This is a genomic window from Nonomuraea sp. SBT364 (genome assembly GCF_001083785.1).
Lineage (GTDB): Bacteria > Actinomycetota > Actinomycetes > Streptosporangiales > Streptosporangiaceae > Nonomuraea.
In genome coordinates this window covers 96,506-108,762 of the sequence record NZ_LAVL01000013.1, presented here as the reverse complement: position 1 = coordinate 108,762, position 12,257 = coordinate 96,506, and the positions used below count along the sequence as shown (strand labels likewise).

Below are 12,257 nucleotides of genomic sequence, written 5' to 3'. Positions count from 1 at the left end.
TGGGCACGTCCCCCAAACGGATAGGCTCGCTGACATGGTGCGCATCGGAGCTCACGTCGGCCAGGACGACCCAGCCGCCCACGCCGCGGCCATCGGCGCCGAGGTGGTGCAGTTCTTCCTCGGCAACCCGCAGGGCTACAAGAAGCCGGAGTTGCCGGCCGAGCCGGTCGAGGGCGTGGACATCTTCATCCACGCCCCCTACCTGGTGAACGTGGCCTCGACCAACAACCGCATCAGGATCCCCAGCCGCAAGCTGCTGTCGCAGCACCTGGAGGCGGCCGCGAGCATCGGCGCCAAGGGCCTGATCGTGCACGGCGGCCACCTCAACAAGGACGACGACCCGCAGGCCGGCTTCGACAACTGGCGCAAGGTGTTCGAGCGCCTGGAGTGCCCGATCCCGGTCCTGATCGAGAACACCGCGGGCGGCGACAACGCGATGGCCCGCACCCTGGACCGGCTGGCCCGGCTGTGGGACGCGCTCGACGGTTTCGACGTGGGCTTCTGCCTCGACACCTGTCATGCGCACGCGGGCGGCGAGGAGCTGTCCGGGCTGGTCGACCGGGTCAAGGCGATCACCGGCCGGATCGACCTGGTGCACTGCAACGACTCGCGTGACGACTTCGGTTCCGGCGCCGACCGCCACACGAACATCGGCAAGGGCAAGATCGACCCGGAGCTGATCCTGGAGGTGTGCCGGGCCGCCGGGGCGCCGATCGTGGTGGAGACCCCAGCCGAGGGTCAAGCCGAGGACATCGCGTTCCTGAGGAAGAATCTGTAGAGGAAATACACAGCCTGTGGATAACTTCCCTGGATTACCGACGCGCCGAAGTGGGTATAGAGGTCAGCCGGCCCAGGCCCCCGAGAGGAAGCGCGCGGTGTTGAGCACCATGAGCGGCCCCGACACCAGCGCGTAGGCCACGATCACCCACTGCCTTCTGGTGGCGACCTGGGCGACGGCCACCCAGAGCGGAAACCACAGCAGCAGCGAGCGCGGCAGCGACAGGTAGTAGGCCGACGTCATGAGCGCCCCGGCCTGCAGCCCCACGTAGACCGCCTCGCTCCAGCGGCGCAGCGCCAGCAGCCACACGAGCGCGGCCACGGCCACGACCGCGCCGGCGATCTCCATCCGGAAGGCCGGCGCCATGTCACCGCCGCCCATCGCCGAGTCCCAGGTCACCGCCCATGACTCCCACGGCCACACCAGCTCGCGCCCCCAGCCGGCCTCCTGCGCGTGCTTCCACGCCAGCCAGTCGCCCGAGCGGGCGTAGTGAAAGGCGGAGTACGCGGCCAGCGGCAGGAACGGCACCACCAGCCAGCCCGCCCGGCGCACCGGCTGCCGGCCCGCCGCGAACTCCACGACGAGCGCGACGGCCAGGAACAGCCCGGTGATGCGGACGCACGAGGCGCCCGCGGCCAGCGCGGCGGCGGCCGGCCAGCGCCCCTGGCGCGCGGCCAGCCAGGCGGGGATCGCGAAGGCCAGGAACAGCGACTCGCTGTAACCGGCGGCCAGGAACACCGCCGGCGGGAACAGCACCAGCGCCAGCACCGCCACCCAGCCGCCCGCGCCCTCGAACTCGGCCAGCCGGGCCAGCGCCACCATGGCCACCGCCCCGGCCGCCAGCGACACGATCAGTCCGCTGACCGACCAGTCGGGCACCACGAGGTGGACCGCGCGCAGCGCCAGCGGCAGGCCGGGGAAGAAGGCGGGCAGCCCCGCGTCGGGCGGCCGCCCGGGATCGCCGTCGTAGCCGTGCTCGGCGATGGTGACGAACAGCCCGGCGTCCCACTGCCGCCACCGGTCGGCGTATTCGTGCAGCGCCACGCCGAGCAGCGTCGTCACGAGCAGCCCGGCACGCGTGGCGAACCAGATCAGCAGCGCGTCCCTGCCGGTTGAGCGGGTGATCATGAACTAGACGGCGCCACGCAACGTGAACCGGTCGGGAGCCCCGTCGAACACCCCGCCCACCTGGTCGTCCACCCCCGCCTGGCGGACCACGTCCTTCGCCGGCCGCAGGATGTCACGCACCACGAACGCCATCATGATCCCGATCGTGATGATCCGTCCCCACACGGCGGTGAAGTACGTGTCGTCCCCGATGCCGAGGTCGGTCCGGCTGAGCGGCGCCTGGTTGAGCAGGTAGAGCCAGATGGCGAAGAAGTACCAGACCTCGGCCAGCTGCCACAGCACCAGCGGCTTGTAGTTGGGTCTGGCGAGCACGGCCAGCGGCACCAGCCAGAGCACGAACTGCGGCGACCACACCTTGTTCGTCATCATGAACGCGGCCAGCGCCAGGAAGCAGATCTGCGCCAGCCTCGGCCGCTGCGGCGCCGTCAGCGTCAGCACCGCGATGGCCAGGCAGCACAGGGCCAGTGAGGCCATGCCCAGCACGCTCACGTCCACGGTGCCGAGCACCGGCCAGCCCTTGCGCTGGAAGAACAGCCACGGCGATCCCCAGTCGACGCCGCGTTCCTGCGAGAAGGCGTAGAAGCGCCGCCATCCGTCCCAGGCGAGCAGCATGAACGGCAGGTTGACCACCAGCCAGGCCGTCACGGCCGAGGCCATGGTGACCAGGAACGGCCGCCAGCGGAAGGTGCGCAGCGTGAGCAGGAACAGCGCGCCGACGAACATCAGCGGGTAGAACTTGGTGGCGATCGCCAGCCCGAGCAGCACCCCGGCCAGCACCTGCCGCTGCCGCGCCCAGGCCAGCAGCACGCCCATTGACAGCGCGCCGGCGACCAGGTCCCAGTTGATGTAGGCGGCCAGCACCACGGCCGGCGCGAGCGCGTACCAGAGGGCGTCCCAGCGGCGGGTGGGGCCGCCGAGCGCGGCCATCAGCAGGACCCCGACCACCAGCGAGATCCCCATGAGGATGACGGTGAGGTCGTAGAACAGGACCGCCTGGCCGACCACGTCCTGCTCGAAGCGGCGCACCAGCCAGGCGATGACCTGCATCACCTCGCCGAGCACCACCGGGTACTCGACGTGCTTCTCGGCGATGACGTCGGCGAAGTACGGGTTCTGGGTGGCGAGCTGGCGGTCGAAGTAGAGCGGGTAGATGTCGGTGTAGCAGAAGTTGGTGTAGGTCGAGACCTGGTCGTTCCAGCCGCCGGTGCGGCAGGGCAGCCGCACCAGATAGGCCAGCGTCGCCCCCAGGGCCGCGAACAGCCCCAGAGGCAGGTACGGGACGGCGCGTGCCATGAACGGGCGGCGCACCAGCGTGTCGGACGTCACCACGGGAACTGTTCGCGGTTGCCGGGCGGCGACTTGGGCGTGGTCCCGGCGCCGCCGCCGCCTTCACCGCCGTTCTCGCCGATGAAGCCGTCGTCTTCCTCATCGGGGAAGGGGTTCTCGTTCGGGTCGACCGAGACGTTGGAGTCTTCGTCGCACGGGCCGGTGAAGCCGCAGTCCTCGCCCGGGAACTCGGAGTCGGGATCGAGCTCGTCGGTCGGCGTCGGGGTGGGGGTCGGCTTGGGCGCGAGGTCCTCGGCGATGCCGGCGTCGACCCGCTCCGGGAACTGCACGACCTCCTTGCCCTTCATGGCCTCGACCATGAAGGCCTTCCAGATCGCCGCCGGGTAGGTGGCTCCCTGGAAGTTCCCCGGCAGCGGCACCTCGTGCGGGCTGCTGTACGGCTTCTCCGGGGTGTACTTCTTCTCCCGGTCCGGGTCCTTGCCCCGGTACCACGGGCAGTTGTCGTTCACCGGCCGCACGACCTTGCCGCTGTTGTTGGCCCGGCACTCCTGGCGGAACAGCCCGACCGCGGTGGACACCTGCGGGGTGAAACCGACGAACCAGACGTCCTTGTTCTGGTTGTTGGTGCCGGTCTTGCCGGCCACCGGCCGGTCGTAGAGCGCGGCGCTGGTGCCGGTGCCGGACTTGACGACGGCCTGCAGCGCGACGGTGGCGTCGGCGGCCGCCTCCGGCGTGATGACCTGGGCGAAGCTCTTCTTCTCGTTCCAGATCGTCTGCTTCTCGCGGTCCTTGACCTGGATGATCACGTGGTTGTCGTAGTGCTTGCCGGCGTTGGCGAAGATCGAGTAGCCGCCGGCCTGCTCGACGGCGGTGACCTGGTTACTGCCGATCGTGAGCAGGTAGTGGTGACGGGACTCGGCGTCCTCCAGCCGTGCCCGGTCGTGCCCGGCCTTCGCGGCGATGTCGATGATCTTGTCGAGCCCGACCTTCTCCCCCATCTTCGCGTAGGCGGTGTTGATGGAGCTGGCCGTGGCGGTGACGACGTCGACGGCCGAGGCCTTGAAGCCGTGGTCGTTGTCGATGGGCGTGGTGCCCGGCAGCTTGACCGGGCCCTTGGTGGGCACGAGGCTGCGCAGGTTGTAGCCGGCGTCGAGCCAGGCCGCGAGCACGTAAGGCTTGAACGCCGAGGCCGCCTGCTTCTCCGAGAGGAAGGCGTCGTTCCAGGAGTCCTTGATGTAGTCGTCGCCGCCGTAGAAGGCGATGATCCGGCCGTTGCGCGGGTCGACGGCCGCCATCGTGGCGCCGATCTCGTCGGACAGTCCCTTGGTGTGCTGCCTGACGGCGTCACGGGCGGCCCGCATGAGCTTGGGATCGAGCGAGGTGTAGATGCGGTAGCCGCCCTCCTCCACCTCCTCGCGATCGATCTTGAGGTTGACCCTCAGCTCGTTGAGCACCGCCTCCATCATGTAGCCCCTGAGACCGGTGAAGATCTGCTTGGGCTTGTCCTTGATGCGCTTGGGCGAGGTGGGCGACTTCGCGGGCAGGTGGCCGTACGCCTTGGGGTCGAGCTTGGCCATCTCGCCGATCGCGTACTTGTAGCGGAACTCGGTGGGGCCGGGGTTGCCGGACTTCTCGGCGCTGTCGAAGGCGCTCGGGTTCTGGATGCGGCCCGCGAGGTAGGCGCCCTCCTCGGGGGTGAGCTGGCTGACCTTCTTGCCGAAGAACGCGTCAGCCGCCGCGCCGATGCCGTTGGCGCCACGGCCGAAGTAGATGGTGTTGAGGTACTGCTCCAGGATCTGCTCCTTGGGCAGCACCTTGTTCAGCTTGACCGCGACGAAGATCTCCTTGACCTTGCGCTGGATCGTGACTTCCTTGGAGAGGCCGTCGTAGTAGCCGCGCGCCATCTGCTGGGTGATGGTGGAGGCGCCCTGCACCTGCTGGCCGGAGACGGTGCTCCACAGGGAGCGGACCATGCCGGAGAAGGAGATGCCGGCGTCCTCGCGGAAGGAGCTGTTCTCGGCGGCGATCACCGCGTCCTGTACGTGCCGCGGGATCTGCTCGTACTTGACCGGGATGCGCTTGGTGCCGATCCTGGCCAGTTCTTTCTTGTGGATGTCGTAGATGATGCTTTCCTGGTCGAAGACGCCGTCCTGCACCTGGTCCGCCGTCGGCACCGGGGTGTTGGCGTACGCGACCGCGATCATGCCGAAGACGCCGGCGGCGAGCACCACGAAGCTGGCCACGACCAGTTTCCAGCTCGGGACGAAGCGCCGCCAGCCGGGCCTGTCGCCGCCCTTGGGCGGACCGGCCGGACCGGGCGGCTCGGGCGGACCACCAGGGCCACCGGGGCCACCGGGGCCGCCGGGGCCGCCGCCGCTCCTGCGCGAGCGCCTGGGGGGCGTCTCGCTGATCACGGTCTCCTGGTCGCCGCGCGAGCGGCTCGCGTCGGGCTCGGAGCGCCGGCGGGAGCCGGCCGCGCGACGGCGCGGCTCCGGCGTCTCGGCGGGCGAGGGGGTCCCAGGCTGCGAGGGCGGCCGCATGGGCGGGCCGGGCTGCTGGGGGCGCGGGTCGCCGCGGCCCGGGGGCTCGTTGTACGGCTGCGCCGCCATCGCCCCGGTCTGCTCGTAGGCGGCCTCGGGACGACGTGCGGGCGGCGTGGCACCCCAACCGGAGTCGCCGGTTTGCGGCGACGGATCCTGGGGCACTGAACGGGACGAGCCGGAACGACGGCGCCTCCCGGGGCGGGCCGTCCCCTCGTTGCTGCTGTAACTCACACGTCCTCGCATCGTCGTCGGATAGCACGGCGTTTCAGGGCGTGGCTCCTCGCCGTCCTCGGTATAGATCTTCTACTGTCGCGCTGCCACGTCCGGCGGCCCGTTCCCGAGGACGAACGAGACCGTCAGGTGATTCCAGGAACAACCTTGGCAGACCTCGACCACGTACACCCGGAACTCGTCGTAATCATGGGCCATCTCGGCGAGCTCTGACGCGACCTTTGCCCGACCGGCATGGCGGCCCAGGGAGTCCCCGTAGACATAGGTCACGTTGGTGACGTTCTCCCTCTCACATACCGGGCAGAGGCGTTCGGTTGGCTCGCCGAGGTGGCGAGCTGCCCGGAGGAGGTAGGGCTGTGCGTCACAGACGTCGCCGGGCGCGGCGCGCCCGGATCGCAGGGAGTGGACGACGGCCCGCTTGGCAAGGCCGTAATCCACCACCCTCCTCTGTGACCACATGAGCGCCAGACTACGGCTTTTTACCGATTCATCCCAACGTCTTGGTGAAGTCATTGATTGCGGGCATATAGCGACTCGACGTATCCTCAGGATGTATCGGCTCGATACATCGACGCGAGAGGAGGCGATTCCCGTGGCCGGCGGACAAGGCAGGGTGCTGGAACTCGCCGTGCTCGGGTCGCTGCACGAGACGCCGCTACACGGCTATGAGCTGCGCAAACGGCTCAACGCTCTGCTCGGGATGTTCCGCGCGTTCTCCTACGGTTCGCTCTACCCCTGCCTGCGTTCCCTGCTGGCGCAAGGACTCATCGCCGAGGAGCAGCCCGCTCCCTCGACGATCGTGGGCGGCCGATCGAAGATCGTCTACAAGCTGACCGCGGAGGGCAAGGAACGCCTGCAGGACATGCTCACCCAGGCCGGCCCCTCGGCCTGGGAGGACGAGAGCTTCGGCGTCCATTTCGCGTTCTTCCGGCACACCGAGGCCGAGGTCCGCCTGCGCATACTCGAAGGCCGTCGTAGCCGTCTCGAAGAGCGGCTCGACAGCGTCCGCACCGCTCTGGCGCGCACCCGCGAGCGGCTCGACAGCTACACCCTCGAGCTGCAGCGGCACGGCCTGGAGTCGGTCGAGCGGGAGGTGCGCTGGCTCAACGAGCTGATCGCAACGGAGAGACGGGCCTCGGAGAGGCCCGAAAGAGATACCACGTCAAGTGATGAGTAAGGGAGCGAGTGCGATGGGTTCGGTTCGCGTGGCCATTGTCGGTGTCGGCAACTGCGCGGCGTCGCTGGTCCAGGGCGTTCACTATTACAAGGACGCGGACCCGGCCACACGGGTGCCGGGCCTGATGCATGTGAAGTTCGGCGACTACCACGTGGGCGACGTCGAGTTCGTCGCCGCGTTCGACGTCGACGCCAAGAAGGTGGGCCGCGACCTGTCCGAGGCGATCGTCGCCAGCGAGAACAACACCATCAAGATCACCGATGTGCCGCCGACCGGGGTGACCGTCCAGCGCGGCCACACCTTCGACGGTCTGGGCGACTACTACCGCGAGATCATCGAGGAGTCCGACGAGGCCCCGGTGGACGTCGTCCAGGTGCTGCGCGAGGCCCGGGTCGACGTGCTGGTGTCCTACCTGCCGGTGGGCTCGGAGGAGGCCGACCGCTTCTACGCGCAGTGCGCGATCGACGCCAAGGTCGCCTTCGTCAACGCCCTGCCGGTCTTCATCGCCTCCGACCCCGAGTGGGCGGAGAAGTTCACCGAGGCGGGCCTGCCGATCGTCGGCGACGACATCAAGTCGCAGGTCGGCGCCACCATCACGCACCGGGTGATGGCCAAGCTGTTCGAGGACCGCGGGGTCGAGCTGCTGCGCACCTACCAGCTCAACTTCGGCGGCAACATGGACTTCATGAACATGCTGGAGCGCAAGCGCCTCCAGTCGAAGAAGATCTCCAAGACGCAGTCGGTCACCTCGCAGATCCCCCACGAGATGGCCAAGGCCGACGTGCACATCGGCCCGTCGGACCACGTGCCGTGGCTGGACGACCGCAAGTTCGCCTACGTGCGCCTGGAGGGTCGCTCGTTCGGCGACACCCCGCTCAGCCTTGAGTACAAGCTGGAGGTCTGGGACTCCCCCAACTCGGCCGGCATCATCATCGACGCCGTCCGCGCCGCCAAGATCGCTCTCGACCGCGGCATCGGCGGCCCGATCCTCAGCGCGTCCTCGTACTTCATGAAGTCGCCGCCGGAGCAGTACTCCGACGACGTGGCCCGCGACTACGTGGAGAAGTTCATCCGCGGCGAGGTCGAGCGCTGAGTCGTCTCAGTCGAGCCGGACGCGGGCTGCCGGAGGCAGCTCGGCGTCCGGCGCCGCCGGCCACGCCAGCGGGTCGGGGCCGAGCGCGGCCAGCAGGGGCACCTGCTCGCGGCACCACGGCGAGATCGCCAGCAGGCCGTTGAGGACGCCGTCGGCGAACACCTGCCACGGCATCCAGCGGGTCTCGTCCACCTCGTCCGGATTGGGTGACTCGGCGTTGTCGGCCATGACCCGGTAGACCGGGCACAGCTCGTGCTCGACGACCCCGTTGTCCATGACCGCCCGGTAGGAGAAGCGGGGCAGCACCAGGTCGGCGCGCTCGACCTTGAGGCCGAGCTCGTAGGAGAGCCTGCGGATGACCGCGTGGTCGAGGGGCTCGCCGGGCATCGGGTGACCGCAGCAGCTGTTGGTCCACACGCCGGGCCAGGTGAGCTTGTGCGAGGCCCGCCGGGTGAGCATCACCCTGCCCGACCGGTCGAAGACGTAGCTGGAGAAGGCCAGGTGAAGCGGAGTGTGCTCGGAGTGCACCGACAGCTTGGGGGCGGTGCCGAGCGCGTGGCCGGAGCCGTCAACGAGTACCACGTGTTCCACAGTCGTCACGCTATGAAGCGTACGTGATCATGAGTAGGCGCAGGACCGGAATGCGGACCTGCTGTGCCAACCTCTTCGAGGGCTAGGCTGAGGCCGTGTCTTTCGTCGCCGATCTCCGCGTGGTTCTCCAGGGGCGGGATTACAGACGGCTGTTCGGCACGCGGCTGGTCTCCCAGTTCTCCGACGGGATCTTCCAGTTCGGCGTCCTCGGATTCGCCTTCTTCAGCCCCGAGAACCAGACCACCGCCCTGGGAGTCGCGGCGGGCCTGGCCGTGCTGCTGTTGCCCTACAGCATCCTGGGGCCGTTCGTCGGGGTGTTCATCGACCGCTGGTCGCGGCGGCAGATCCTGATGATCGCGCCGATCGTGCGCGGGGTGCTGCTGGCCGGCGCCGCCGCGCTGGTGGCGGCCGACGTGCCCGACCCGGTGTTCTACGGGGCGGCGCTCGCCGTGCTCGGCGTCAACCGGTTCTTCCTGGCGGCGCTGGGCGCCTCGCTGCCGCACGTGGTGCCCCAGGACCGGCTGATGGCGGCCAACGCGGTCACCCCGACCTCCGGCACCGTCCTGACGTTCGTCGGCGTGGGCGCCGGGTTCCTGCTGCGCGAGTTGTTCGGCGGCGGTGACGCCGGGGTGGCGCTGCTGCTGGTGACCTCCGGCGTGGTGTCCGGGCTCAGCTCGCTGGTCGCGCGCACGATGGAGCGCTCGCTGCTCGGCCCCGCCCACGACCCGGACCGGCCGCAGACCCGCGAGGCGCTGCGCAACGTGCTGGCCGGCCTGGCCGACGGGGCCAGGCACCTGCTCAGGCACCGCACGGCCGCCGCCACGATGGGCGCGATGGCCGCGCACCGGTTCTTCTACGGCATGGCGACCGCGCTGGGCATCATCCTCTACCGCTACTACTTCACCGACGGCGACCCCGACGCGGCGCTGAGCGGCGTCAGCCTGGTGGTGGCCGCCTCCGGCGTCGGCTACTTCCTCGCCGTGATCATCACCCCGTACGCCACCGAGCGGTTCACGATCACCCGGTGGGTGCCGATCGCGCTGGTCGCGGCCGGGGTGCTGGCCGGGGTGCTGGTGATGCCGTTCCAGGAGTGGGGGCTGCCGGTGGCCGGGTTCGTGCTCGGCGTCGCCGGGCAGAGCGTCAAGATCTGCGCCGACACCACCGTGCAGCGCGACATCGCGGACGCCTACCTCGGCCGCGCGTTCTCCGTCTACGACATGCTGTTCAACGGCATGTACGTGCTGGCGGCGGCGCTGTCGGCGGCCATCCTGCCGGCGAACGGCAAGTCGTATCCCGCCGTGGCGATCATCGTGGCCGGCTACCTGGCCAGCGCGCTGGCCTACCGGGCGATCACCCAGCCGCGCCAGCCGGTCAGCCGCTGACGTCGCGCGCCCACTCCAGCAGCGCCTCGGTGGCCGCCTCCTTGCCGATCACGCCCTTGTCCAGGCGCAGCTCCAGCAGGAACTTGTAGGCCTGCCCCACCACCGGGCCCGGCCCGACGCCCAGCACCCGCTGGATCTCGTTGCCGTCGAGCTCCGGGCGGATCTTGGCCAGCTCCTCCTCCTCGGCGAGCCGCTCGATGCGCTCCTCGAGCTGGTCGTACGTGCGCGACAGGGCCGCCGCCTTGCGCTTGTTGCGCGTGGTGCAGTCGGCCCTGGTCAGCTTGTGCAGCCGGCTCAGCAGGTGACCGCCGTCGCGCACGTAGCGGCGCACCGCGCTGTCGGTCCACTCGCCGGTGCCGTAGCCGTGGAAGCGCAGGTGCAGCTCCACCAGCCGGGACACGTCGGACACCACGTCCTTGGGGAAGCGCAGCTCCGACATCCGCTTCTTGGTCATCTGCGCGCCCACCACCTCGTGGTGGTGGAAGGAGACGCGCCCGCCGGGCTCGTGCCGCCGGGTCTTGGGCTTGCCGATGTCGTGCATGAGCGCGGCCCAGCGCAGGATCCGGTCGGGCTTGCCGTCCTCCTCCTGCGCGATGGCCTGGTCGAGCACGGTCAGCGTGTGCTCGTAGACGTCCTTGTGCCGGTGGTGCTCGTCGATCTCCAGGCGCAGCTTGGGCAGCTCGGGCAGCACGTGCGTGGCCAGGCCGGTCTCGACGAGCAGCCGCAGGCCCTCGCGCGGGTAGGTGCCGCAGATCAGCTTGTCGAGCTCGTCGCGGATGCGCTCGGACGAGACGATCTCGATCCGCTCGGCCATCGCGGTCATCGCCGCCACTGCGGCCTCGTCCACCCGGAACCCGAGCTGCGAGGCGAACCTGGCGGCCCGCAGCATGCGCAGCGGGTCGTCGCCGAACGACTGCTCCGGCGTGCCCGGTGTGCGCAGCACCTTGGCGCGCAGGTCGTCCAGCCCGCCGTACGGATCGGCGAACTCGTGCCCCGGCAGCCGCACCGCCATCGCGTTGACCGCGAAGTCGCGGCGCTCCAGGTCGGCCTCCAGCGTCTCGCCGTACATGACCTCCGGCTTGCGGGACTTGGGGTCGTACGACTCGCTCCGGTATGTAGTGATTTCGAGGAGCTTGTCGCCCTTGCGTACCCCGACCGTGCCGAAGTCGATGCCGATCGTCCACACCGAGTCGGCCCAGTCGCGCACGATCTCCAGCACCCGCTCGGGGTGCGCGTCGGTGGTCAGGTCGAGGTCGTTGCCGATGCGGCCCAGCAGCAGGTCACGCACCGGACCGCCGACGAGGGCGAGCTCGTGGCCCTTGCCCGCGAACAGGCGGCCGAGCTCGTCGGCCACCGGCGCGATCTTGCGGAACAGGTCGCTCATGGCCCGCTGCTGGCTTTCGGTCAGAGTTGACTCGGACAAACTCAGTAGGTCCTTCGGATTCCGGAACATATCCCCCGAGCCACATCGGGTCCGGGTTACCTTCGGTCAGGGGACCGACGGCGCCATGGAACGAGGCAAGGAGGTCTAATGAAGGACGCCCTCGCGATCCACCGCTGGCTCCTCGCACACCAGGTCCACCATGAGATCGTACGCCTTCCGCGCCCCATGACTCGCGCGGACGAGCTACCCGAGACGATCCAGGCCGCGCCCGAGCGGTGCGTGACGGTCACGGTGTTCGAGGTCGCCCCGAGGATTGGGCGCGAGTTCGTCGTGGCGGTCGTCTCCACGATCGCCACGCCGCCGTGGTCCGGCGCGGTGGGGGGCCTGCTCGGCGTCCGCAACGTGCGCCACGCCCCGGCACACGTGGTCAACGCGGCCACCGACTACGCGGCCGGGCTGGTAGGCCCGCTGCTGCTGCCCGAGGACCTGCCGGTGCTCGTCGACGACCGGCTGCACGCCGACACCGAGCTGATCCACACCGCCACCGGCGATCGCCACACAGCGCTCACCCTGCGCGCGCTGGACCTGCTGGCGCTCCTGTCGGGCAAGACCGTGGATCTGCGGGCCCACGGAGCCCTGGAGGCGGTCGCGCCGCGGCACTGA

The 12,257-nt window shown here is 69.6% G+C and carries 11 protein-coding genes; 5 read left to right on the top strand and 6 right to left on the bottom strand.

The annotated features are described in order from the left end of the window. The first annotated feature begins 34 nt into the window (after nucleotides 1-34). Complete coding sequence (locus tag ADY59_RS09425; protein ID WP_197093514.1) at nucleotides 35-778, top strand: deoxyribonuclease IV; 744 nt, start codon at nucleotides 35-37, stop codon at nucleotides 776-778. A gap of 63 nt (nucleotides 779-841) precedes the next feature. Here the strand turns inward: ADY59_RS09425 and ADY59_RS09420 are convergent, their stop codons facing one another. From ADY59_RS09420 to ADY59_RS09405, 4 genes are all read right to left on the bottom strand, one after another. Beyond that, a complete protein-coding gene (locus ADY59_RS09420; RefSeq protein WP_049560276.1) occupies nucleotides 842-1,906 on the bottom strand; it encodes a mannosyltransferase family protein in 1,065 nt (354 codons plus the stop codon). A 3-nt stretch (nucleotides 1,907-1,909) separates the two neighbouring features. After that, nucleotides 1,910-3,232, bottom strand: a complete 1,323-nt coding sequence (locus ADY59_RS09415; RefSeq protein WP_231618624.1) for a glycosyltransferase family 87 protein — start codon at nucleotides 3,230-3,232, stop codon at nucleotides 1,910-1,912. Further along, nucleotides 3,229-5,802, bottom strand: a complete 2,574-nt coding sequence (locus tag ADY59_RS09410; protein ID WP_049560274.1) for a transglycosylase domain-containing protein — start codon at nucleotides 5,800-5,802, stop codon at nucleotides 3,229-3,231. Before ADY59_RS09410 ends, ADY59_RS09415 begins: the two co-directional genes overlap by 4 nt. 237 nt (nucleotides 5,803-6,039) lie before the next feature. Beyond that, a complete protein-coding gene (locus ADY59_RS09405; protein WP_049560271.1) occupies nucleotides 6,040-6,426 on the bottom strand; it encodes a DUF5318 family protein in 387 nt (128 codons plus the stop codon). 133 nt (nucleotides 6,427-6,559) lie between these two features. On the opposite strand from ADY59_RS09405, the gene ADY59_RS09400 reads away from it, so the two are divergent. Together ADY59_RS09400 and ADY59_RS09395 are read left to right on the top strand one after the other, a co-directional pair. After that, nucleotides 6,560-7,144, top strand: a complete 585-nt coding sequence (locus ADY59_RS09400; protein ID WP_049560269.1) for a PadR family transcriptional regulator — start codon at nucleotides 6,560-6,562, stop codon at nucleotides 7,142-7,144. Between the two features lie 13 nt (nucleotides 7,145-7,157). Beyond that, on the top strand, nucleotides 7,158-8,237 hold the full coding sequence (locus ADY59_RS09395) for an inositol-3-phosphate synthase (protein ID WP_049560266.1): 1,080 nt from the start codon (nucleotides 7,158-7,160) through the stop codon (nucleotides 8,235-8,237). A gap of 6 nt (nucleotides 8,238-8,243) precedes the next feature. Here the strand turns inward: ADY59_RS09395 and idi are convergent, their stop codons facing one another. Continuing rightward, complete coding sequence (idi, locus tag ADY59_RS09390; RefSeq protein WP_197093513.1) at nucleotides 8,244-8,837, bottom strand: isopentenyl-diphosphate Delta-isomerase; 594 nt, start codon at nucleotides 8,835-8,837, stop codon at nucleotides 8,244-8,246. Between the two features lie 86 nt (nucleotides 8,838-8,923). Between idi and ADY59_RS09385 the strand changes: the two genes are divergently transcribed. Continuing rightward, nucleotides 8,924-10,210 carry an MFS transporter gene (locus tag ADY59_RS09385; protein WP_049560262.1) on the top strand — a complete coding sequence of 429 codons (1,287 nt, stop codon included), beginning with the start codon at nucleotides 8,924-8,926 and terminating at the stop codon, nucleotides 10,208-10,210. Here the strand turns inward: ADY59_RS09385 and ADY59_RS09380 are convergent. Further along, nucleotides 10,200-11,594 carry a CCA tRNA nucleotidyltransferase gene (locus tag ADY59_RS09380; RefSeq protein ID WP_231618623.1) on the bottom strand — a complete coding sequence of 465 codons (1,395 nt, stop codon included), beginning with the start codon at nucleotides 11,592-11,594 and terminating at the stop codon, nucleotides 10,200-10,202. The two genes, ADY59_RS09385 and ADY59_RS09380, sit on opposite strands and share 11 nt — an antisense overlap. Nucleotides 11,595-11,741: 147 nt before the next feature. On the opposite strand from ADY59_RS09380, the gene ADY59_RS09375 reads away from it, so the two are divergent. After that, nucleotides 11,742-12,257, top strand: a complete 516-nt coding sequence (locus ADY59_RS09375) for an aminoacyl-tRNA deacylase (RefSeq protein ID WP_049560257.1) — start codon at nucleotides 11,742-11,744, stop codon at nucleotides 12,255-12,257.